General features: G+C 34.6%; 25 protein-coding genes and 1 pseudogene. All 26 read right to left on the bottom strand.

Going from position 1 to position 24908, the window contains the following annotated elements; translation table 11 throughout:
* Positions 1-20: 20 nt before the first annotated feature.
* Positions 21-1898 carry a VirD4-like conjugal transfer protein, CD1115 family gene (locus TZ90_RS04070; protein WP_045612565.1) on the bottom strand — a complete coding sequence of 626 codons (1878 nt, stop codon included), beginning with the start codon at positions 1896-1898 and terminating at the stop codon, positions 21-23.
* Positions 1898-2386 (bottom strand): hypothetical protein, encoded by a 489-nt coding sequence (locus TZ90_RS04075; RefSeq protein ID WP_045611594.1) that lies wholly within the window; start codon positions 2384-2386, stop codon positions 1898-1900. Before TZ90_RS04075 ends, TZ90_RS04070 begins: the two co-directional genes overlap by 1 nt.
* Positions 2376-2675, bottom strand: coding sequence for a hypothetical protein (locus TZ90_RS04080; RefSeq protein WP_000869763.1), 300 nt, complete (start codon positions 2673-2675; stop codon positions 2376-2378). Before TZ90_RS04080 ends, TZ90_RS04075 begins: the two co-directional genes overlap by 11 nt.
* A 595-nt stretch (positions 2676-3270) precedes the next feature.
* A pseudogene (locus TZ90_RS10205) lies at positions 3271-3670 on the bottom strand (ATP-binding cassette domain-containing protein); the annotation flags it as partial.
* A gap of 88 nt (positions 3671-3758) precedes the next feature.
* On the bottom strand, positions 3759-4370 hold the full coding sequence (locus TZ90_RS04090; RefSeq protein ID WP_000251932.1) for a V-type ATP synthase subunit D: 612 nt from the start codon (positions 4368-4370) through the stop codon (positions 3759-3761).
* A 22-nt stretch (positions 4371-4392) separates the two neighbouring features.
* Positions 4393-5778: a V-type ATP synthase subunit B gene (locus tag TZ90_RS04095; RefSeq protein WP_000111248.1), complete on the bottom strand. Its 1386-nt coding sequence runs from the start codon at positions 5776-5778 to the stop codon at positions 4393-4395.
* Positions 5779-7554: a V-type ATP synthase subunit A gene (locus TZ90_RS04100; protein WP_045611596.1), complete on the bottom strand. Its 1776-nt coding sequence runs from the start codon at positions 7552-7554 to the stop codon at positions 5779-5781.
* 62 nt (positions 7555-7616) lie between these two features.
* Positions 7617-7937: a V-type ATP synthase subunit F gene (locus tag TZ90_RS04105; protein WP_045611598.1), complete on the bottom strand. Its 321-nt coding sequence runs from the start codon at positions 7935-7937 to the stop codon at positions 7617-7619.
* Positions 7927-8934, bottom strand: coding sequence for a V-type ATPase subunit (locus tag TZ90_RS04110; protein ID WP_045611600.1), 1008 nt, complete (start codon positions 8932-8934; stop codon positions 7927-7929). Before TZ90_RS04110 ends, TZ90_RS04105 begins: the two co-directional genes overlap by 11 nt.
* Positions 8935-8998: 64 nt before the next feature.
* Positions 8999-9580, bottom strand: coding sequence for a hypothetical protein (locus TZ90_RS04115; RefSeq protein WP_045611601.1), 582 nt, complete (start codon positions 9578-9580; stop codon positions 8999-9001).
* 33 nt (positions 9581-9613) lie between these two features.
* A complete protein-coding gene (locus TZ90_RS04120) occupies positions 9614-10105 on the bottom strand; it encodes a V-type ATP synthase subunit K (RefSeq protein ID WP_235285507.1) in 492 nt (163 codons plus the stop codon).
* The gene (locus tag TZ90_RS04125; protein WP_045611603.1) at positions 10105-12096 is read right to left on the bottom strand and encodes a V-type ATP synthase subunit I; all 1992 of its coding nucleotides are present in this window, start codon (positions 12094-12096) and stop codon (positions 10105-10107) included. Before TZ90_RS04125 ends, TZ90_RS04120 begins: the two co-directional genes overlap by 1 nt.
* A complete protein-coding gene (locus TZ90_RS04130; RefSeq protein ID WP_000185368.1) occupies positions 12086-12409 on the bottom strand; it encodes a hypothetical protein in 324 nt (107 codons plus the stop codon). Before TZ90_RS04130 ends, TZ90_RS04125 begins: the two co-directional genes overlap by 11 nt.
* Positions 12410-12433: 24 nt before the next feature.
* Complete coding sequence (locus tag TZ90_RS04135) at positions 12434-13324, bottom strand: ROK family protein (RefSeq protein WP_045611605.1); 891 nt, start codon at positions 13322-13324, stop codon at positions 12434-12436.
* A gap of 156 nt (positions 13325-13480) precedes the next feature.
* Positions 13481-14590, bottom strand: a complete 1110-nt coding sequence (locus TZ90_RS04140) for a Gfo/Idh/MocA family protein (protein ID WP_000248712.1) — start codon at positions 14588-14590, stop codon at positions 13481-13483.
* 37 nt (positions 14591-14627) lie between these two features.
* Positions 14628-16952, bottom strand: coding sequence for a sialidase family protein (locus tag TZ90_RS04145; RefSeq protein WP_045611606.1), 2325 nt, complete (start codon positions 16950-16952; stop codon positions 14628-14630).
* Between the two features lies 1 nt (position 16953).
* Positions 16954-17412 (bottom strand): NanQ anomerase/TabA/YiaL family protein, encoded by a 459-nt coding sequence (locus TZ90_RS04150; protein ID WP_000587140.1) that lies wholly within the window; start codon positions 17410-17412, stop codon positions 16954-16956.
* 25 nt (positions 17413-17437) lie between these two features.
* Positions 17438-18979: a sodium:solute symporter family protein gene (locus tag TZ90_RS04155; protein WP_045611610.1), complete on the bottom strand. Its 1542-nt coding sequence runs from the start codon at positions 18977-18979 to the stop codon at positions 17438-17440.
* A 27-nt stretch (positions 18980-19006) separates the two neighbouring features.
* Positions 19007-19924, bottom strand: coding sequence for an N-acetylneuraminate lyase (locus tag TZ90_RS04160; protein ID WP_045611612.1), 918 nt, complete (start codon positions 19922-19924; stop codon positions 19007-19009).
* Between the two features lie 24 nt (positions 19925-19948).
* Positions 19949-20650, bottom strand: a complete 702-nt coding sequence (locus TZ90_RS04165) for an N-acetylmannosamine-6-phosphate 2-epimerase (RefSeq protein ID WP_045611613.1) — start codon at positions 20648-20650, stop codon at positions 19949-19951.
* A gap of 4 nt (positions 20651-20654) precedes the next feature.
* Complete coding sequence (locus TZ90_RS04170) at positions 20655-21464, bottom strand: MurR/RpiR family transcriptional regulator (protein ID WP_045611615.1); 810 nt, start codon at positions 21462-21464, stop codon at positions 20655-20657.
* Between the two features lie 402 nt (positions 21465-21866).
* Complete coding sequence (locus tag TZ90_RS04175) at positions 21867-22454, bottom strand: CPBP family intramembrane glutamic endopeptidase (RefSeq protein ID WP_045611617.1); 588 nt, start codon at positions 22452-22454, stop codon at positions 21867-21869.
* Between the two features lie 2 nt (positions 22455-22456).
* The gene (locus TZ90_RS04180) at positions 22457-22690 is read right to left on the bottom strand and encodes a hypothetical protein (protein WP_000840776.1); all 234 of its coding nucleotides are present in this window, start codon (positions 22688-22690) and stop codon (positions 22457-22459) included.
* Between the two features lie 12 nt (positions 22691-22702).
* Positions 22703-23083, bottom strand: a complete 381-nt coding sequence (locus TZ90_RS04185; RefSeq protein ID WP_045611619.1) for a thioredoxin domain-containing protein — start codon at positions 23081-23083, stop codon at positions 22703-22705.
* Complete coding sequence (locus TZ90_RS04190; protein WP_045611623.1) at positions 23076-23525, bottom strand: hypothetical protein; 450 nt, start codon at positions 23523-23525, stop codon at positions 23076-23078. Before TZ90_RS04190 ends, TZ90_RS04185 begins: the two co-directional genes overlap by 8 nt.
* Complete coding sequence (dcm, locus tag TZ90_RS04195) at positions 23509-24867, bottom strand: DNA (cytosine-5-)-methyltransferase (RefSeq protein WP_045611625.1); 1359 nt, start codon at positions 24865-24867, stop codon at positions 23509-23511. The genes TZ90_RS04190 and dcm overlap by 17 nt, the downstream gene beginning before the upstream one ends.
* Positions 24868-24908 lie beyond the last annotated feature (41 nt).

Below are 24908 nucleotides of genomic sequence, written 5' to 3' on the forward strand. Positions count from 1 at the left end.
CTATTTCCTCTTTTCTATTTTTATTTTAAACTAGATTCAAAAGTTAAATCACGAATTCTAAGGCCTTCAAGATGATTTTCTTGTCTTTGATTCAAAGGATTGATTTGATAGTTCCACCACCGTTCATCGGTTTCTTGATTGGCTAGGTATTTCCAGTTTGGATGCTTAGTTGAATTGTACTTTTTGCTTTTAAAGACAGGCATATTAGCAATTCGAACCAAGCATTCATGCCGTTTCATATTTCCGACTTCGTCAGGTGTCATTAAATCACGAGCAATCTTTTGATGAGAAAGGGATCCTGAACCTGTCTGGCCAAAGGAACGACTAGTATTTCGAACATCAATGGTTTGTTTACCGAGTAAGCCACTCATAAATTTAAAGGTATCTTCATCATTACCACCTAAGTAGACTAAGCTGTCACAGTTCCCAAGAATGGTTTTCCAAGCTTCTTTTTCTTTATAGAGCCCTTGAAGTTGGGCAATATTTTGTAGAATAGGAACGAGACTCATATTTCGAGAACGGACTGTTGAGGTTTGTTCAGCAAAATCTGGGATTTCTCCGATATTTGCGAACTCATCTAAGTAAACTCTCACATGAAGAGGCAATTGACCCTTAAAATCAATATCTGCTTGTCTTGTTAGAGTTTGAAATACGGTTGAAAAAAAGAGGGCTGAAAGAAAGCGAAAGGTACTATCGTTATCTGGGATAACTAAGTAAACCATTGATTTTTCCTGGCCCCATGCCTTCATATCAAGGGTATCTCTTTTGGTCAAATCCATGACACTTTGAATATTGAAGAGGGCAAATTTAGCAGTGGTTACAGCTATAACAGAATCCAGAGTCTTATCCTTATAATTTTGAAAATCTGCCCAATTTCGCATGGTAAAATTTTCAGTTCCATACTTTTTAGCATAATTTTCAAATAGAATTTCTAAGACACTTTTTTCTTGGTTTTCACCCTTGGATAAGTGTTTAATGAGTTTTGAGATTTCAGCAAAACTTGGATAACGCCCTCGTTTTTTTCGCTCTTCCACTTCTTTTTTTTGACGTTTCAACAAGTTTTGGTATTCTGTTTGACTCAAACGACTCTCTTCAATGAGCTGTTCTCTTGTTTTAGGTGGATTATAGAAATCGACCAAGTAAGAGGCTAAAGCTCGTACCAAAGTCATAGAAGCTTCATCCCAAAATGGGTCACTACGGGAGCCAGAGCCTTTGGTGTTATTAAAATAAACCGTCAGCATGCGATTCAAATCATTTTCTGTCTCTATATAGCGAAAAGGATTGAAGCCATCTGAGTTCTTCATATTGACTAAATCTAACACCTTTACTTGGTAGCCATGTTCTAAAAAGAGTTTGCCTGTTTTCTCGGCCAAGTGATCTTTAGGATCCACTACAATATTAGAACTATTCATCTGAATCAGATTGGGTTTCACAAAGCGAAAGGTCTTCCCACTTCCTGAACCTCCGATCACCGCAATATTCTTATTTCTATCATATTGGGGTGGTTTTTTATCTAATAATGTCAAACGAACATCTTGTGCTAAGATCGTATCATGAGAAAATTCCTTACCGTAAAAGAGCTTCTTTTCTTTTAGAGTTCCAAAACGGGCGCTCCCGTATTCTACCCCTTCTCGGTATTGTTTTTTACCAGTCTCTAGATAGAGATAAACCAGTAACATCATCACAAAACCTAGAAGAAAAAAAGCAATTGATTTTCCAGTAAAAGAAACATTCCATGGCGACTGAAGAACTTCATCTTGACCTTCAATTAGAAGATGAGTCCATTTATCTAAGGTATTTCCAGTATAGGAATCATACAAAAGCGTCAAACGATGAAAAAGATAGCCTAGTAAGATACCTAACAGTGAGAATAGTAGGAATTTCTTTCCACTGTACATCATCTCACCATCTCTTTCTGTTTGACGGCTCCTTCTTGTCTAAAGGTAATTTGGGATTTAGCTTCATCAATTGCATCGTCTAATGACTTATCCATGGTAAAATCAGCTAATTTCTCCGGATCATTAACCATTTTTTCTAACAGATGGTCTAAATGATTGTCTAGAATCGAACGGTCTTTCGTATAGAAATGTAGAGAATCCCCTTGCCAAGCGATGGCTAAAGGAATCTCTTCTTTTTCTAAAAAAGACTTAAATTTCTCTATATCAATTGGTTTGTCTAAAAAATCTTTTTTCAGATTAATCGTATCAATCGAATAAGGAGATTGTAGCAATTCTTCTAATTTCTGCACCCCTATCTTATAGGCGGAATCCTGTGCTAAAGCCTGACGTCTAGACCATTCTAGAATCTTTAAAAGACTTCTTACAGTAAATAAAAGACTACGCTCTGCATATTGAACTGCCATTCGTTCCTGTTGTTCAGAGGACATCTGATGCCTCCTTCTTAACAAATAGCAGCTTTCCTTCTTTATAACGATAAGCTATCAATTTCTGACGTTGCTTAATCGACTTGACAACCTGCAGTAGATCTCTCGAATAAGGTTCTCGAAGAGTAACTTCTACTGCTTTCCCATCAACGATACCAACGCGTTTAAATTCAATGTAGTCTTTTTTGAGATGTCCTAAGCCCATACCAAAGGGAAAGTGATGAATCAATTGGATGGTACAACCACCTTTATTTCCCATTTGTTTCAAATCATACAAGTTTACTACTTTCATGATTAACTCCTTTATCTAGTTTGTCGCATCGTTTAAGTCTGGTAACGATAAACTCCGTGTCTGTTAGAAAATTCTCACACACGTCTTGTGCCAGTTGCCCTTCACAGGGAAATACTCTCAGTCCCTACTTACACAGGCACGCTAATCAAGACGGAGTGGATTCAATTTTCAAAGAACAGGTATCTTTATTATAGATAAGAGTAGTTGAAATTTTTATCACATCTTTGGAGTTGTTGGAATAATCAGGTAAGTACTAATTTCTAGCTCCTCTCACAACACCCTACATACCTTCTATGTTTTATGAACAGTAGCTATCATTTACATTTTCAAACTACCATTCTATCAGACTAGAAGTCAAAATAGACGCATCTACTTCGAGAGATACTCATTTAATGGTTCAGCAATTCGCTCTACATCCGTTACAGAAATTTCATCACTATCACTTCTCATGATTTGTTATTAGTTCACTTTGAGGGGCTTGCTCATGAAACCAAACAGCGTAAGTCGTAAAAGAAAAAAGCAGTACAAGATTGAACTGCTTTTACGGATTCAGATAAAATAACTTTAAAATATAGAAGATATCTATTGACTGTAACTATAATTGATTTAAATTTATAACTTCATCTGCTTGATTCCAAATATCGGGATTATGAGTTGCAATGATGATTAGACGATTTTCATTTTTCATATCTAATAATAATTTCATAATTCCTTGTGAAGTCGTAGGATCGAGCGATGCAGTCAACTCATCCGCAAGTATTAATGGTGGATTTTTAAGAATGATTTTCGCTAAAGCAACACGTTGTGCTTCACCGCCAGACAATTCATATATCTTTTGTTCCAGATGAATATGAGTTAGACCAACTCTTGCTAATACATCTTTTTTTTAACTTATCTTTTTCTATATAATTACATTTAAGATTTACTAATCCTAAATCTAGATTAGTAGAAACATTTTCATTATCTAACAAACCAAAATTTTGAAAAAGATATCCTGATACTGTCAATAAAAAAGCTTAGAAAGGCTTAAAGCCTTATCCAAGCTGATATTTGTTCATCTAATTAATAATCTAAATAAAGGATCTACTTCACTTTCATAATACGAACTAAATTGGCTCTTTCTGCCTCCTCTAGTTTCAATTCTATATAATGAATAGTTTCCGACAAGTTTGGAATAATCGAGTATTCTAAACCATTTACACGTCTACGTGTTTTTTCTATTTCATCAGCCATTAACTGACACGTTTTTTCAACTTCTGCCAGTCTTAGTAATTTATCAATTAAACTATTCATTGTAGCAAATACATCATCCATTTCACTATTAGAAGATAAATAGCTGTATTCACTGTTCTCATTTTGAGAAGTAATATTCATATGCATTCTAGGAACTGTTACACTCATGATATTTTCTTTCTCAACAAATAATTCAATTTCTTTCGATGGAATTGAAAATAATTCCTCCACCATTTGAGAATTCTTTAATGATTTAGCAACTGCAAAGGATTTTAGATTATCAATTAGATAACTTTCTACTTCTTTCCGAAGTTGATTATTCTCACGAATCAAAGAAATAAATCGCCTCATCAATTCATCTCTTTTATCCTTTAATAACTTATGTCCACGTTCAGCTGTTTTCAAACGTTCCTTTAAGTTATTCAATTCCATACGAGTTGGTTTTACATTCAAACGTACCATCGATAATCACTCCATTTCCGGATTAAACTTCTACCAAAGGTAAGTATTTATCAAGCAAATCATCTTTGATACGTTTTAACTCTGTTCTAGGAAGAATTGATAGTAATTCCCACCCAAGATTCAACGTATCTTCTATATTTCGATTTTTATAAAATCCTTGGTTTATGTACTCTTCTTCAAAACGCTTTGTAAACCTCACATACAATTTATCTACATCAGATAAAGCCGATTCTCCTAATACTACTGCTAACTCTTCAACCTTTTTCCCTTGGGCATAGGCTGCAAACAGTTGATTCATAGTTGGAGCATGATCTCCACGAGTTTTACCTTCTCCAGATCCCTTATCTTTTAATCGAGAGAGAGAAGGTAAAACATTGATTGGTGGACGATAACCTTGATTATACAACTCATGCGACAAAATAATTTGCCCTTCAGTAATGTATCCAGTTAAATCAGGAATTGGATGTGTTATGTCATCTTCTGGCATTGTTAAAATAGGAATCTGTGTCACCGAACCTTTTTTACCAACTAAGCGACCAGCCCTTTCGTATAGAGTTGATAAATTTGTATATAAATATCCCGGATAGCCTCGTCTCCCTGGAACTTCACGGCGAGCTGCCGAGACTTCACGTAACGCTTCACAATAGTTAGTCATATCCGTCATGATAACTAGAACGTGCATATCTTTTTCAAAAGCTAGATACTCTGCCGCAGTTAAAGCAATGCGGGGAGTTGCAATACGCTCAATTGCAGGATCATTTGCCAAGTTCATAAATAAAACCGAACGATCGATTGCTCCTGTTTTTCTGAGTTCTTCCATAAAAAACTCAGCTTCTTCAAAAGTAATACCCATTGCTGCAAATACAACCGCAAAATTTTCATCAGAATTTAAAACAGTCGCTTGTCTTGCTATCTGAGCAGCTAATTCATTATGAGGTAAGCCCGAACCTGAAAATACTGGTAATTTTTGACCACGTACAAGAGTATTCAAATGATCAATAGAGGAGATCCCTGTCTGAATAAATTCATCTGGATAATCTCTAGATACAGGATTAATAGCTTGACCATCAATATCTAAATATTTCTCTGGAATTAAATCTGGTCCACCATCAATTGGTTTTCCCATCCCATTAAAAATACGACCAACCATATCCTCAGATACAGCCAATTCTAATGCATGACCAGCAAAACGAATTTTAGACTTTTCTAAATTTATTCCACTAGATCCTTCAAAAAGCTGAACCATTGCTTTATCTTCGTGGATTTCTAAAACTTGTCCACGACGAATTTCTCCATTATGAAGTTGAATTTCAACTAACTCATTGTAAGACACATTATTTACTTGTTCAACAATCATAAGAGGCCCAACAACTTCACTAGCAGTTCTGTATTCTTTTATAACACTCATTTATAGACCTCCTGTTTCTAATATCAAATGAATTTGATGTGTAATCTCATTTGATATAATTTTGATTTCATCTAATCTATCTTCTGAAACATATTTACTTCTCGCCATACGGTCTCGAACTGCCACGGTACCTTCCATAATCTCTGTAAAGTAAGAACCCAACTCTAAAGCATGATTTGCCTGATCAGCAAAAGTTAGGATATTACTTAGCATTGCTTCTTGTTTTGCAAACGAAGTGAATGTATCTACCGAATCAAAAGCGTTCTGTTGCAAATAATCTTCTCGAATTTGTTTAGCAATTTCCATCGTTAGTCGTTCATTATCAGACAGAGAATCAATCCCAACAAGACGAACAATTTCCTCTAAACTAGATTCCCGTTGTAAGTAGTTCATCGCACGAGTTATTTTACTATTCCAATCTGTCTTCTCTTTACCATCTATATAAGTGCCCACACTGTCTTTATATAGTGAATAAGATGTAAGCCAGTTAATTGCAGGAAAATGACGTCGCTGTGCCAACGGAGCATCAAGCCCCCAAAAAACTTTCACAATCCGTAAAGTGTTTTGAGTAACTGGTTCTGAAATATCTCCACCAGGTGGCGATACAGCTCCAATAGCAGTAATCGTTCCTTCACGTTCTGGAAGCCCTAGAACCTGAGAACGTCCTGCTCTTTCATAATATTCAGAGATACGACTTCCCAGATAAGCAGGATAACCCTCATCACCAGGCATTTCTTCTAGACGTCCTGACATTTCACGTAGCGCTTCTGCCCAACGTGAAGTTGAATCAGCCATAATGGCGACAGAGTAGCCCATATCACGAAAATACTCAGCCATGGTAATTCCTGTATAAATTGAAGCCTCACGAGCAGCAACAGGCATATTTGAAGTATTAGCAATCAGAACTGTCCGTTGCATAATTGATTGTCCGGTATTAGGGTCAATCAACTCAGGAAACTCATTCAGTACATCCGTCATTTCATTTCCACGTTCTCCACAACCAACATAAATAACAATATCAACATTGGCAAATTTAGCTACTTGGTGTTGTACAACTGTCTTTCCTGCTCCAAACGGTCCAGGAACTGCTGCAGCTCCCCCTTTGGTTACTGGAAAGAATGTATCAATAACTCGTTGACCTGTGATTAATGGTTCTTCTGGAATTAAACGTTTAGAAACAGGACGCGCCTTGCGGACAGGCCATTTTTGCATAAGCGTTCCTTTATAGAAACTACCGTCCAATTTTTTTATTTCATATACAACTTCATCAATTGTAAAATCGCCAGATGAAATAGAAACGACTTCTCCAGATACTCCATAAGGAACCATAATTTTATGATTAACTACCTCGGTTTCCTTGACAGTTCCAAGAATATCACCCGTACTCACTTTTTGACCAATTGCTATAGTGGAATCAAAATGCCACTTAATATCTCTATCCAAACTTGGAACTTCTACCCCACGAACTAGAAAATCATTATGAGTAGCCAATTTAAATCGATCTAATGGGCGTTGTATGCCATCAAACATTTGAGAAATCAATCCTGGCCCTAATTCAACCGAGAGAGGTTCTCCAGTTGTAACAACAGGTTCTCCCGGACCAAGACCAGATGTTTCTTCATAGACTTGGATAGATGCCTGATCTCTTCTCATTTCAATAATTTCACCGATTAACCCTAGCTTACCTACACGGCAAATATCTTGAATATTAGCCTCCTGCATACCTGATGCAATAACTAGAGGTCCCGATACTTTTATAATCTTCCCTTGAGTCAAAGTTATTCTCCTTACTAAGTCCAAAAATTATAGAATAATATTACAGACAATTTTGTACATTATTATAAAATATTGTGTCCTACTGCTTTCTCTACATTATCCTCTATACGTTTTAATCCTAAATTTAAACCTTGTTTATGAGTCGGTAATAAAATAATAGCAGGCACAACTTGAGAATCATAATGGCGAATTGTATCTAATATCATTGAAGCAATGTCTTCAGTGATATAAATGACACCATAATCAGATTGAGCTAATTTTCTTAGAGTATTTGTAGCTTCTTGTTCTTGATAGGCAGGAAATATATCAAACCCAATCATGCTAAAGGGTAAAATAATATCATAGCTACCAATTATGCCAATTTTATACTTATTAGCTTCCATAATGCGGGCGTATCCTTTCTTTTATTGATTCAAAAGGAATTGTATTTTGAAGAGCTGATATGATCATTCTAAGATTCTTTACTTCAAACTCACATCCCAATAAATATCTAGCAAGAACTAACGGCCCATCTACATTATACCTTCCTTGATCTAAAGTTTTATACAATAGTAAATCACATAAAAATTCTAACTCAGAAGATGAAATTGTTGCGTCCTGCATCTTCAATTCGTAAGTTGAAAAGATTGAATCTAAGCTTAGATTTATTTTATTGAACCACACAAATATTTCTTGATTTTCTACAATGTATATAAATTCTTTAGCAGAAATACTTCCTTCATCTGAAAGTAATTGTAAAATATCCCCATGACTCTTATTTTGAGATAAACCACGTTTTACAGTAATAATATTATAAAAGTCAATCATTGCAACAATAACCTGAGACAGCACCCCACCTAACTCATTAGATAAAAGTTTCAGATGTTTAAAATATGCTAGATCAGCTCCGACATCAAGTACACGAATATTATTAAAAGTTTCATACTCATTCCAAATTGATTCTACTTCATGAACCATAAAATCAGGAAGTGTATCTGAATGTAAGGAAGAAACTAAATGTTTTAAACTTTCTATATCAAAAATCCCTATTGGAATTAATAATTTAGAAAAATCTTTCTTAATTGCCGCCTTAGATTTTAATAAAACTTTGATATTATGATAAACATATCGTAAAGCAAATAAAGTCACAATTTTATCAGACGGACTTTCAGCATAGGCCCATCTATAATCATTGACTAATTTTGTCATTAGCGAAATCTCTGTCTGACTAGGATTTTCTAAAACGTCAATAGATAAATGATAGGGAGTTGCTTCTAAGATAAATGCCAATGTCTCCGTATCTTTGGATTGTATAATTTTTTGAAATTTTTCTTCTGTAATAAAATCGTTTTCTTTTACCGAAATCGTCGTATTTATTTTTGAAAAAAGATTAGTATCCATAAAATACCTTTCTAATTTTATTGGAATACTCCAAATTTCTAAGAAGGATTAACCAATTTCATCCTTAATTGATAAAAATTTGATTTGCGATACTTGAACTTTCTTCCTTAGAAATCGAACCAATTAATGTTTTATACAAATAGTTATCATCAATTTTACCTATTGAAATAAGTAAGCCTGATTCATTTGAGACAGGCTGTTCACTAAATAAATGATTTGGAAAAGAGAATTTCAATTTCTCTAATTGTTCCAAATTGAATTTAGCTAAAGTCCGCTCCCCAAAAGTTACTATGACCTCTTGTTGTGAATATCGTTCCAGAATTCGATAGATGAACTCCATTTCTTTATCTGCATTCCAAGATTCCATTTCTATTAAAGCAGATTGAAAAAGTTCTTTTAATATTTTCTGTTTTGATACTAACGTTGATTGGCGTTCCTTATTTTTTAATTGTTGAAAAATTATTTGATATTTCTGCTGTAAATCTTTTAACTTTCGTTCATGTTCAGCTTCTTTTTTCTTTACAATGATCGACTTTTGCATTTCAAATTCATCATCAATCTTCTTTTTGGAATCCAATAATTTCATACGCCCTTTTTCATGAGCTTGTTCAATAACAGATTCTCGTAAGTTTTCTAAATTGCTCATTTAGACACCTCCTTTGAATAGCAAATTAATTTCTTATACACGAAGGGTCAAAATGAATGATACGACAAAGGCAAGAATTGCATAGGTTTCTACCATGGCAGCCAAAATTGCTCCCTTCATGAATTCTTTTGGTCTTTTAGCCAAGATTTGCATTCCCGCTACTGCTACATTTCCTTGATGCTTAGCCGAAAAGTATCCTACAATAGCAATTGGAAGAGCTACAAAGAAATAAGCAACGCCTTTTTCCAAAGGAAGTTCTGGAGTTAATTGCAACCAAATTAAAATTCCAATAACAAAACCATATAATCCTTGTGTTCCGGGCAGTAGTTGCAATATCAAAGCTGAGGCAAATTTTTCTGGCTGTTCTTTCAGTAAAGCTGCGGCAGATTGCCCAGCCTTACCAACCCATAAGCAGACCCCATACCGCTTAATCCAACCGCCAATACAATTCCCAATGCAGCGAAGAAAGCTCCTCCATAGGTTGAAAAATAAGTTGCTAAATGTTCCATTATATATATCCTCCATTAATTCTTTGTAATAACCTTAATATATTTCTCAGAAGCCTTCAAAGGTTGAAATGGTTTTCCTCCACCCTCATAAAACTTACCAAAAAATTCAACAAATATCAGACGTGCTCCATGAACATATCCTGATAGTAACGATAGAAAAATATTGATCGCATGTAAAAGAATGAATAATACTAATCCAATTGTCAGTTTAGCCAATGTCCCCGGAAACAAACCAACAATTAAATTGAAAGCTGATGCTATACTTGCTCCAGATAATCCTAATGCCATCAATCGAGTGAAACTAACTAAATCACCTATATAAGATGAAATATTATATAGATTAAACAATCCTGATCCAATACCTGACAAGCTTTTGGCTTGAATAATAGAAACAATCAAAATCCCCACAGCATTAAAAATAGATACCCATTTCCCTAATACAAATAACGGTCTAATATCAGGCATCAACATTCCGACAGCAATAAATAACAAGCCAAGCAGAATAACACACCACGCAAATCCTGAATTATATGCTTCTGCATATTTCTTCATTCTTACTTTTTGTAGTCCTGAAGCTAACAAACCTACAAATACTGTAATAAATCCAAACACAACTGACACTACTAATATAGTCATGACATCCGAGGTTGTAGATATCAGATGAAATGGCAACTCATATCCAAAAAATGAGCCATAGATTCCACCCCAAATTGCAACGGCTACCCCTAATATATTAAAGAATTTTAAAAATCTCTTAGTTACTGAAGGTAGATGAAAAATTTTTAATGCTAACATTGTTCCTAAAAACAATAGTAAACCATAGCCTAAATCAGCAACCATCATTCCAAAAAATGTAAAGTAAAATGGTGCTAATACAGGTGTAGGATCTTTCTCATAATATTTGGGCAGAGCATACATTTCTGTCAATAATTCAAATGGTTCAATTAAAGAGTGATTCGTTAATTTGATAGGTATTTCATCTTGATTATCCGACAATGTTTCCGATTCATAAATATAAATAGAATGTCCAAAACGCTCATCCATAACTTTTATAAAATATAAAATACGAGTTTCTTCTATCCATCCTTCTAATGCAACTAGATGCGGAGTGCTCAAAAGGTTATTCTTAGAGATTTGACGAGCATAGATAGATAAAATATAGTCAATTTGCCATTGTAAATCTATCAAATTTTTCTTTGAATCTTGCAACGATGCGATAATATTCTCTTTTTCAGTTATTAACTGCATGTTTTCTTGATCCAAATCTACTACTCGCTGCTTCGGTAATTCTTTTCTAGAATAATCAAATGGTTCAAATAAGTAGTCATCAAAATCAATAGAGCAACTGGACTGATAGAAAACAACAACACCGTACTCTCTATCATTAGAAAATATTTCTTGAACTTCGATATTGTTTTCTAAAAAATTATTGTATAAGCGATTATCTACAGTCCTTGGAATTGTTCCGACTTTTCCTCTACAGAAAGAAAATTGTTCTAAATGCGCAGGAACAATTTCTAATTTTTCCCACTTTATTAATCTCTCTATTTCCTCATTATTACTTTGAATGTTTCTTTCTAATTCATGAACTCTGTTTATTTGATCATTCACTTTTTTAAGAACACCTTCAGCAACATTAGCTTTACCAAATTTTTCTAATTCTTCATAAGAGGTTGTTATCGGAGGTTGCTGTAATAACTTAAACGTGTTTTCTTTCGGTAGGTATTCTTGTAATTTCTCTACAGTTGCTTCCAAATGTTGTTGTTTATTCAACAAATAAGTCAAGGCATCATTTCCTTCAATAACCCCATGATTGGAATTAGAAGTATGAGAAATTTGAATAGTTGGAAATACAACCTCATCTTTTTCTAGAGCTTCTGACCAGTTATCCTGAACCTTTAAATCACGGAACTGCACTGACTCTAGTTCTTGAATAGTTTTTAAAACATCATCAAGACTACTCTTAGTAAATAGTAGAGAAATTCTTTTCATCTGACTAATAGCCATATTTTTCTACCACCCTACCAATAATTTTTTCTACAAATTCTCCTCTCCTACTTGATGAAATATACTGAATCTTTGCATCATTTTCCTTGATTGTTTTATTAACCTCATCAATGAGGTTCTGTTGTTTCATTTCTAAATTGCTTTCTATTGAAATTAATTCTTCGTGACTTTTTTCATCATAACTTTTTTCTAGTTTTTCCAATTCTTTTTGGGAGACAGCTTTATACGTATAAATCTCATTATCATATGATTTTATAATATCGGTTGCAACATTCTCAATATCTTGCATTGTCGAAAATACAGAGTTAGTCATTGTGACACCTCCTTATCTTTCACACTATTTATTAGAAATTCTATCTAAGAAATTTTTTACAGCACCTATACGACCAGCTTCATTTCCTAATGTAGCTGCTACAACATTTTTAGGCAAAAACCTATTATCCATTACATTTTTAGCTAAAGAACTTTGAATTTCAGGTAACAAAATATCCTTTTTAGCCAGAATCCCACCTCCTAATATGAGAATTTCTGGATTAAGTAGATAAGAAATAGTTAATAAACCTTTTGTTAGATTTTCTACAAAAATTTCAAAAGTTTCTTTAGCGATTTTATCTCCAGAACTTAAATCAGTAAAGAAAGTGCGTCCAGTTTGATTAGTTTTCAAGCTCTTCTTTTGATATAAATGAATCAATGCGGTTGTTGAGGCTTTGCTTTGCCAATCCGAATTACCTACAGGAATATAGCCTACTTCACCAGCAGTATAGTTAAATCCGTTAACAATTTGTCCATTGACAATAATACTGCCTCCTATACCTGTTCCAATAGTAACCATTACTACATTTTTCTTATCTTTGGCTTGTCCCTTCCACAATTCACCTAATGCAGCACAATTAACATCATTTTCAACAAAAGTAGACAACCCAAAACGTTTTTCTATTTCGGAAGTAAAGTTTACTCCGATATAGCCTGGTATTGTATAGCCTGCATAGATGATTTCTCCTGTATTAGCATTAACAACTCCAGCAGTGGAAATCCCAACACCATCAATTGAATAATTTAAAATATACTCACCAATTAAATCACAGACCTGATTTAATATCTGGTTCGTTCCCAAATCATAGTCAATAATTGTTTCTATCTCTTTGAACTGATTTAAACTCGTTCCAAAATCATCGTATAAATCTGCCTTAATTGTTGTTCCGCCAATATCGATCCCTATAATCTTCATTTCATCACTCCCACATTTTTGATCTCATTACTTTTTGATAAAAAATGGGACTGGGCATTATCCCAGTCCCATCTCTATTTCTTTATTCAATGAGTTGTATCACAGAACTTTAGAAATTATATAATGACAAGAATTTACTATTCTGTTTTACAATAGTTAAGCATTTGTGATTTCTGAAAGACTTACTTTTCGATCTTCTTTAACTGATAAAGTACATGCATCAGCGGTAGCGATTGATTCTAAAGCAGCTACACCATTGAGAAGTTTTTCATATTCTTCTGTAATTTCTCCACCTTTAATGATGTCATGTAGATATTCCATTTCTTTATCAATACATGTTTGTAACCATAATGGGCAACGTACTCCTGGTTTACCGTACGCAATTGCTCCATCCATACCACGACCGGTATAGATAGCTGTACGGTCATCATCTTCCTCTTGAGTTTCATGTACCAAGAAGTGTGATTCTCCTTCACCTTTAACACGAAGAGTACCTCCAGTATTGAACAAGTCAAGTTTGATAGCTCCTTCAGTTCCTTGAATCAAGACGTAGTGTTCACCCCAACGGAAAGCATTACCATATTCCAAAACAGCATAACGATCATCAGAGTATTCTAGGTTTACAATGAGCATATCATCTTCATCACCAAAGTTTTCACCTTTATGATATACATTACCTCCTACCATTGTCGCTTTTTCAGGAAGTCCTCCCATGATGAACTGAATGCAATCTAATTCATGAATATGGTGGTACAAATGTCCTCCAGATTGAGAACGAAGTTTCTTCCATGATACAGTTGGTTGTTGTTCTTCCCAACCTGTACGAGCGGCATGGCAATAAAGAACTTTACCGATTTTACCTTGAGTAATCAATTCTTTAGCATGGTGTACACCATTAAAGAAGTTCATGATGTGACCAGCCATAAAGATAACATTATTTTCTTTACATGCGTCAACCATGGCTTTACAATCTTCATAAGACAATGCAATTGGCTTTTCACAAAATACGTGTTTGCCATGTTGAGCAGCTTTCACAACAGGTTCACGGTGAAGGTAGCTAGGTGAAGCTACGATCACACAATCAATATCTTCACGTGCTACAAGTTCATCTAAACTTGCACAAACATCTGATCCCAACTCTTGAGCAACTTCTTCTCCATGATTTGGGTCAAATACCGCAACCACTTTTGCATCTTCAATTTTGTTCATTGAGCGAGCCAAATCAGCTCCAAAATATCCAGCTCCAACAATACCGTAATTTACCATAATTTTTATCCTCTTTCAATATATTTAAATTTCAGCTTTAATTCTTTTTCAAATCTTCAATCTTAAATGTTACATATGGTACAACATTTTTCATATGAAGTTCATTACGAGACCATGAATCAAATTTTTCAAACATCAATCCAATTTCATGATTTGGTAACTCTGTCAATGTTGAATATGAGTATCCATAGTTACTATAATCAACATCGTGATGATAACGCCAATCAATTGTATTATCATCATTAATTAGACCAATCGAAATTTGTCCGTGTTTACGACCATTTGTGGAGTTTGGAGTACTTAAAATGACAGCCTTTTTACCATCAATCAATTGACTATAATTGATGATTGATAATTGTGTTCCATAACTTGGATTTGAAACAAAATTCAAATATTCCGGCGCACTCCAAGTAGTACCTGCGTCTTTACTTGTTAAATATGCAATTTTACCATTATTTGTACGCATGTATGCTTGAATTACTCCTGGACTCAATTCTACAAATTGTGCTTCTGCTGACCAACTAGAAGGAAGTGGCACAACTTTAACTTTCCAAGACGCTCCGTTATCGTCACTATAAATGAATGCAGACTCTTTACCAGTGTAAGACGGAATAAGAATACGTCCAGTTGAGCTTTCAATGATTCCACGTCCAGGACCCAAATAAGGCGCATTCCGATTAAGTCCCATTATAGGAGGTAATAAAGTTGGTGCAGACCAAGATTCGCCATGATCATTGCTAGAAATATATGCAATATAGTTCGTTGGCACTACTTTGAATAATGCATCTTTGTAGAAGATATTCATATGGACTTTAGTCCCATTACGATATTCAGTCTTTTTATTATTTTCAAATGAAACCGAATATTGCTCTACCGTCAAATAATTACCATTTTGTTTAATACCGAAATTTTTATCTACTGAAAATTCAGTTGGTCTGTTGGTACGATCGTCGTATACAGTACCATTCTCACGAATAGTATAATTATAATCAGTATCACCTTGTTTCTTTAATTTAAGGTAATAATTACCATCAATTTGTTTATAACCAGAATCTTTTCTAGTAGCTTCTCTAAAACTTACTCCAGCAGGCATAACATCAGCAAACATGAGTACTTGTTTATTATTTTTTTCAACAATAACAGAGTCAATATAGGTTGCACCACCGCTGATTTGTAAGTCACGTCCACCAACATCACGAGGCCATTCTAATGGTACTGGCGCAAAATCATCGAATGCCAATGTTAATTTTGGTTTAGTCCATGTCTTACCATTATCATCACTATAACTTGTAGCAATATTAATTTTATTCAAGAAATCATGAGTTCCACCGTAACGAGCGTCAATGCTTGAAAAAACCCGACCATTGCTAAAAGTATACAGAACTGGAATACGGAAATAGTTAGAACCTGTTGTATCATTAGCCGTATAAATTAAATGTCCAGTAACAGCGTTTGTTGTCATCTTTTTAACAGTTTCTTCATCCAATGCACTATTAAAGAATTTGATATTTTCTAGTGTTCCGCTAAAACCAAACGCCGTTTTTCCTGCACGTTTCACTCCCCCAAGCATATAGTAATCAATACCTTTAATATCCTTGATGCTTAGGAAGTTATCCACTTTCTTTTCTACTACTTTTGTACCATTAGCATATAAAGAATATGTTTTTTTGACTGAATCTGCTACTACTGCAACAGTGTTAGTCACAGCCTCTTGTTTGTACTTACCCCAAACTGAAGCAGGTCTGGATACTAGGTGATTTTTATTGGAAGAAGTATCACGCGCTTCCATTCCCAATTCACCATTGTCTCTAAGGAACACATCTACATAACTATTTTGTTGACCAGGTTTAGAATTAGATATTCCAAACAAAGCTTGTAAACCTTTCTCACTAGACTGATTGTACTTAATCACTACAGTAAAGTCACCGCTAGTAAGTTTATCCTTTAACTCATTAGTAACATTTTCTCCGCCCCCTGTTAAAGTAACATTATTTTTTTCTAAGACAGGAGTTTCTTCCGCTGTAGAAGATGGATCCTTAACAGTAGTTTCGACTGTTCGAGGTTGTACAGTAACTTCCGAAGAATTATCCGATTTAGGTTGTACTCCCGAAATCGCATCCGCTGTGGAAGATTGATCCTTAACAGTAGTTTCAACTGTTCGAGGTTGTACAGTAACTTCCGAAGAGTTACCCGATTTAGGTTGTACTTCCGAAATCGAAGTCGTTGGTGAAACAGGTTGCACCAACTCTGGTGTTGATACTTCAGAAGTTTCAGTCTCCTGAGCTGCAACTGAGTTAGCAACAAATGCTGATAATACCACTACAGTACCTAAGGTTACATATTGTTTAATATTTTTTTTCATTTTATTTTTCCTCATTTAAAACTTTGATAACAAGTTTTTTAACAGTTTCATCATTGCAATGAATCTTTGGTTGGTGAAGATCTTCTTCAAAAGTCACCAACATATTCCCTGGAAGCAATTCAACAATTTGATAGTCTTTGCTATCGTAAAAAGCAATATCCTTCTCTTCGCTAAAAGGTACACGTGACTGAGCACGAACTGGGGAAGTTACTGCCATTTTTTCTGTATTTTCAACAACAATATGAATATCTAAATATTTCTTATGAGTTTCAAAAATATCTCCTGGAACTCCATCAGCTAGATAAGTCATACAATTTGCAAAAACATTTTCCCCGTCAATATCAATTTTTCCATCAACTAAATCTGTCAAATTTGTATTTTCTAAAAAATCACAGACTTTTGAAAAATGTTTATTGACAGAAGCATATCGTCTAAAATCAGATTGTTCAGAAATAATCATATTATTTTCTCTTTTCTATTAGTGACTAGTGACGAACTTCCCAACTTGAATCCGCTTTAATTTCTGAAATATCATGAATCGTTGTATATTTAGGTGCAGATACTTTATTTTCAGTAAGAACAGATACAATATAACCTGACACTACTGATACAGAAATTGAAATCAATGAATATGCCCAGTAGCTAACAGCTGTTGGAGGAAGGAAGTATTTAATAAATACCATAACGATGGTTGATACAATCAGCGCTGCATAAGCACCTTGTTTATTTGCTTTTTTAGAAACAAAACCAAGAATGAATACACCACCAAGTAGACCAAGTACAAGTCCCATGAAACTATTGAACCATTCGTATGCAGATTTAATATCTGAATGAGCCATGATAATGGAAACAACAATTGAGAATAAACCTACTGCTAGAGATACGAATTGTGCAATTTTCGTACGACGATCGTCTGACATATTTTTAGAAATGACATCTTGAATATCCAATGTCCATGAAGTTGCAACAGAGTTCAAACCTGTTGAAATAGTTGATTGAGCTGCTGCATAAATCGCTGCCAAGATCAAACCTGTGACACCTACTGGTAACTGGTATGCAATAAAGTACATAAAGATTTGGTCTTGAGGGATATTGCTAGCTGCACTACCTGCATTTTGTACTTGATAGAATACGTACAAGCCTGTACCGATCAAGTAAAAGACTGTTGCAGTTGCAAGTGACAAGACTCCATTTGTGAACAACATTTTATTAAGTTTCTTAATATTTTGTGTTGTAGTAAAACGTTGAACCAAATCTTGAGATGAAGCATAGGAAGACAAGATTGTAAAGCCTGAACCCATCACAATTAAGAAGATGGAGTTTGAAAGCAAGTTAGGATCGAAAAGTTTTTCATTTGCAGCAAGGAATTTCCCGTTTGCTAATGTTTCTGCTACTGCACCAAAGCCACCTTTAATATTAGCCATCAGTACAAATAAAGCTACAACGACACCACTAATCAGAACCACACCTTGAATAAAGTCTGTCCATAATACGGATTTTAGACCACCAGTATAAGAATAAACAATTGCAATTGCACCCATCAAAATAATCAAAATATTGATGTCAATTCCTGTCAATACTGATAAACCAGCTGATGGGAGGTACATAATGATAGACATACGTCCCAATTGATAAATAATAAACAAGAGTGCTGAAATAATACGAAGTGCTTTAGAATTAAAACGTTTATCCAAGTAATCATATGCCGTATCGATGTCTATCCGTGCAAAGATAGGTAAGATAAAACGAATTGTCAGTGGAATAGCTACAACCATCCCTAATTGAGCAAACCATAAAATCCAGCTACCTGCATAAGAGTTACCAGCGAGTCCCAAGAAGGAAATCGGACTGAGCATTGTGGCAAAAATGGATACCGAAGTAACATACCAAGGAACAGAACCATCTCCTTTAAAGAACTCTTTTCCTTTCATTTCTTTTTTAGAGAAATAGATACCTGCAACCAACACCGCAAGTAAATAAACAATCAAGATAATTAAGTCAATTATTGTAAATCCTGTTGTGCCCATAACATATCTCCATATTGATTTTATTTATTATAAAAATTCTTTTCGTGCTTGTTGAATAAGTTCTGCTGCTTGTTTTGCAACTTCCAAGTCACCTTCTGCCAATGCTTCTAAGGGTTGACGAACAGAACCTAAATCAAGTTTTTCATTTAGACGCAAAACCTCTTTTGCTACAGCATACATATTTGCCTTACCTGATACCATCTTATAGATAACTTCATTGATAGCATATTGAAGTTTTTTAGCAGTATCTAAATCTCGTTCTTGAATCAAACTTTCCAATTTCAAGAACAAATCTGGCATAACGCCATAAGTACCACCAATACCAGCTTCTGCTCCCATCAAGCGACCACCAAGATATTGTTCATCTGGACCATTGAATACAATGTAATCTTCTCCACCTGCAGCTACAAACATTTGAATATCTTGTACAGGCATAGAAGAATTTTTAACTCCAATCACACGAGGATTTTGACGCATTGTTGCATACAAACTACCAGTCAACGCAACCCCTGCCAATTGTGGAATATTATAAATGATAAAATCTGTATTTGGCGCAGCTTCACTCATTGCATTCCAATATGCTGCGATTGAATATTCTGGCAATTTGAAGTAAATTGGTGGGATAGCAGCAATAGCATCGACTCCAACACTTTCTGAATGTTTTGCCAATTCAATACTATCTTTCGTGTTATTACATGCAACATGGTTGATAACTGTTAATTTACCTTTAGCAACTTCCATAACAGCTTCAATAATTTGTTTACGATCTTCTACACTTTGGTAAATACATTCGCCTGAAGAACCATTTACATAGATACCTTTTACACCTTTGTCAATGAAATATTGCACCAGAGATTTTACACGTTCTTGGCTAATTTCACCATTTTCATCATAGCAAGCATAAAATGCAGGAATAACGCCTTTGTATTTAGTTAAATCTTTCATCAGATTTCTCCTTTATATTGTTTTTTATTTGATGACATTAATAAATCGCTGAGCAATTTCTTTTGGACGTGTAATCGCTCCACCAATGACAACACTGGTAACACCTAAACTATAAGCTTTTTTTAATTGTTCTGGATAATGAATTTTTCCTTCGGCAATTACCGGAATATTAAAATCAGCCAATTTTTTCATTAGTTCAAAATCAGGCTCATCTGATTGTACACTTGTACTTGTGTACCCTGATAATGTTGTACCAACAAAATCAACGCCTGATTTAAATGCATAGAGACCTTCATCAAAATTACTTACATCCGCCATCAACAATTGATTAGGATATTTTTCTTTTATTTTTTTGATAAATTCACTGACAACTAAGCCATCATATCTTGGTCTTAAAGTTGCATCAAATGCAATGACTGTTGTTCCGCATTCTACAAGTTCATCTACTTCTTTCATCGTAGCAGTAATATATGGTTCTTGAGGTGGATAATCTTTTTTGATAATTCCAATTATTGGTAAATCTACTACTTTCTGAATTGCTTTAATATCACGCACAGAATTTGCGCGAATACCCACTGCTCCTGCCTCTAAAGCTGCTTTAGCCATAAAAGGCATCAAGCTAAATTCTTCATTATAAAGGGGTTCACCGGGTAAAGCTTGACAAGAAACAATGACTCCACCATGGACTTGACTTATAAATTTTTCTTTAGTCCAAATTTGGCTCATTTTATTATTCCTCCTTATGGATAATAGATTGATTGTAATAATATTGTCTCTCTGGACTTTCCAGATAATGAGAGAATAAGCAGTCTGTAATTAAAAGTATTGGAAACTGAGGTGATATGCGATTGCCATACGAGAGATGATTGATGGAAGCTAATAACAATAATTCATCAAAGAAACAAACTTCTTCGTCAAAATTTCTTGTAGTCATTAAAACTGTTTTAGCGCCTTTATCCGCAGCTTTTTGAAGACCTTCTAGTACAATATCAGTTTGACCTGAAACGGATGCTCCAATGACGAGGCAATTTTCATTAAGTAATAAGCTATTCCACAAAATCATATCCGCGTCTGATAATACTTCACCAATGACTCCGAGACGCATAAACCTCATCTTCATTTCTTGTAAAGCAAGAAATGAACTTCCTTCACCATAAAGATATACACGCTCAGCAGTTTCTATCATCTCAGCAATACGCTCAAGTTGAACTTCATCAAGAACCGAGTAAGTTTTCCTCAACATTTCTTCATAGTCGGATAAAACTTTTTCTGTAGCCTCTGTATACAATGCTAACTTTTCTTTCTCACGAATCATCTCTTGGTATTTGAAAATGAATTGTCTAAAACCTTTAAAACCACATTTTTTCGCAAATCGAGTCAATGTTGCTTTGGATACATTAAGGCATTCGCACAACGCCTCACATGAATAATTATTCAGCGGTTGCTGTTTTAAGAAGAATATAGCAATGTCTTTTTCAGAATATGCCATATTTGGTAAGTTAGCTTCTATCATTGGAATTAGTTCTTTTTGTAGTAACATATGAGCTCTCCTTTGTTAAAGTAAACGTTTACATTATTTATTTTAACACTTATTTTTTTTTTTTTCAATATTTTTCATGATTTAGAAACTAGTTTCCAATTTCTTTCATTTTATAACAGAACAACAAATATAAAAATATAGCATTTATTTATTCTTTTTATTTGTATTTTATGTCTTGCAAGAACATTTGTCGCTGATAATATGTTCATATATACCTATTTTATTAATTTTTATTTTGATTTTATTATTTCTTTCGGAATTTCAATACAACATTTTATTTCTAAAAAAATAGAAAAAATGTTCCTAGTTTCTTTATTTTATGCTGTTAATAAATTTTTGTTTCCGAATTAAAAATAATCCTATAAAAACTACTGATTTATGAGATAAATCAGATCACCTATTTTAAAAAAGCAGCAAACTATAAACTAGTAGGTTCCACACCAAATGTAGACCCATGCTGCCCCATAAGTCCGATTTATAGCGTACCATCCCTAAAAACATCCCAAGTGAAACATATAAACACCAAGCTAGAATGGTTCCTGGATGATGTACTAAGGCAAATAAAACACTTGTCAACGCAACTCGAATATCTAATTTTCTCACCAAATTCCATATAATTTCTCGATACAGAAATTCTTCAACCATACTCGCATTGATTAAGAACAATAAAAATGAAAACCAAGGAACTCGATGTTGAAGTCCAATTAAGTTTGCTTGATTCGTGGTTCCTTGAGCATGGATTAGGCTAAAACATAGACTTATAATCAGTAGGCTAATGAATCCAATACCAAGCCATTTCATCCTAGATTTCATATTGACCTTATGAGCTTGTTTGCGTTGGCCATACATCCATAAAAAAGAAATGAGTGACGCACCATAGAGAATCTCTAGTATAGTTAACTCACCGATACAAAGAAATTTCAGTAAGTATAGAGATACCAATAGGACATTTACTTGTTGGAATATATAAACTGGAATTATTCTTTTCATAGTTACCTCCGAAATAAATCTTCATAATCTAAATCTAATACCTGCACAATCCTTTCTACCCATGGACTTTGAGGCATTCGTTGTTCCATCTTGTAGTGGCGTATCTTTTGATACAAACGGTTCAATTCACTTGGATAGTGAAACTCTCCCGCAAACATTTTTCTGGTTAACTCAATCCAGCTAATATTTCTTTCAGCCAAAATAATGGACAAGTTCTCCCAAAATCGTTCAGCCATATTGCTTCTCCTTTAGTTAGATAAATAATGTGTTTGTGCCATGTAAATCAATTGTTTCGTATCTCTTGGCAATAAAGCTCTAGCCTCCTCCAGATTCAGATTTGGATAAACTCGCTTATTTGAAACCGCAAGAGGAAGTCTGATGGTTAGTTCAGGATTTTTTAATATCATTTCGATGAAATCTGTTAATTTTAGGTTATCTCGATTCTTAAAACGTAATAAATTTGGAGATAAAAACTCAAAACAATCTGAAGAATAGCTCATCAGCTCAATTAATTTATCTCTTGTCATTTCAGAAATCGAATGACAGGATACCTCAATGCCATAGTTTTGGAAGAATTCTAAAAGAAGTTGATTTCTATGGTTATTTTTACTTAGATAGAAATCAATCATGGGAGACCTCCCAAAGATTCGGTTCCATTTGATATTCTGAAACGATTAAGGAATCTAATAAATTTGAGAAGTTAACTGATTTCTTGTCTTCATCATAAGCTTTTACAGTTACTTGAGTTGTAAGTATTCCCTCTTTTCCCTCGGCTCGATAGCCTTGCCCATATAAAACAAAAACAAGATTCTGATGATCATCTACAAAGGCATCAGCTCCGTTCTTTATATCCTGACTTTCAAGGAATTCCATAATGTTTTGAAGATAGGATTCATAAAATAGTGGGTAATTGTGTTTTTTATGGTAATAATCTAAAAATTTCACTTCAAACTCACATGGATAATTGGGCATCAAAAATATTTGTTCATCCAACTGCATCATTTCTGCATCATGTAATTCTGTTTCTAATTCATCACAATATAGTATTGACTCTTTATTTAACGCTTTCATCTTTTTCCTCTATTTCTTTTAATTTCTTTGCGATTGCGGCAATCACAGGAACGGTTACACTATTACCAGCTTGTTTATAAAGCTGACTATTACTAGAGACTTTTCTAGCAGCTTCAAAAGCCCAATCAGGAAAACCCTGCAAGCGAAAACACTCTTTAGGAGTGATTCGTCGAATCCTCAGACGGTAAAATTGTCCATTTATTAAAATACCAGCAACATGGTAAACTTGTTTATCTTCTCCTTCATAGCTAGCCACTACTACTCCCATTTGACCACCAGTTGTTAACGTATTCGCTATACCTTTTCCAACTCTACCACGACGATACTGAGAACTTGGTCTTTCTAAATTGATTGAATCCCCAATCTCTGCTTGAGCATATCCTTTTTTCGTTGCCTCTCGGACTTTTAGAAATTGGATTGGTTCTGGAATCAGTATTTTGGGGATTTTATCTCCACCTTGCATCGTAGTCAGTGTTGGAGATAAGCCCTCACTTCCATAGACGCGACCAGTTTCCTTAAAGCTAGTTGGTAAATCTCCAACAACGACAATACCATGGCGATCCTGAGTATTTAAAGTAAACATTGGCTCTTGATTATCCTTGAAACGTCTACCATTTTGTCTTTTTTCTAATCTGTCTGGTGTCATACAAGGAATCGCAACTTTAAATCCTTCTCCTTTTCCACGAACTAAGGTTGGAGCAAGACCTTCTGAATAATATACTTTACCACTCATTCCACTTCTTGATGGATTCAAATTTCCTAGTGCTTTCAAAGTCTCAGAGTTAGTTGCTTGACCTTCTCGTCTGAAAGGAAATAAGAGTCTGGTACCTTTCTTTCTAGAATGTCCGATAATAAACACCCTCTCTCTGTTTTGGGGAACGCCAAAATCCTTACTGTTAAGCACCTGCCACTCAACATCAAACCCCAACTCATCAAGTGTGGTAAGGATTGTGGTGAACGTCCGTCCCTTATCGTGATTGAGTAGGCCTTTAACATTTTCAAGAAAAAGAAAACGTGGTTGGATTTGTTTGGTCGCTCGAGCAATTTCAAAGAACAAAGTTCCTCTAGTATCTTCAAATCCCAATCGTCTTCCTGCGATTGAAAATGCTTGACAAGGGAATCCCCCACAGATGACATCGACTTTCCCTCTAAGTTTTTTAAATTCGTCATCTGAAACATCTCGTATGTCATGAAATTCGATTTCTCCTTCCGTTTGAAAAATGGACTTATAAGATTTCCTAGCAAATTTATCAATCTCACAAAATCCAATACACTCGTGTCCGACACTTTCCATTCCAAGTCGAAAGCCACCGATACCTGAAAATAAATCAATAAATCTCATTTCTTTATCACCCCTTTCTTATCGACTATCATTGTCAGAAC

It is taken from the genome of Streptococcus mitis (genome assembly GCF_000960005.1).
Classification (GTDB): Bacteria; Bacillota; Bacilli; order Lactobacillales; family Streptococcaceae; genus Streptococcus; species Streptococcus mitis_CK.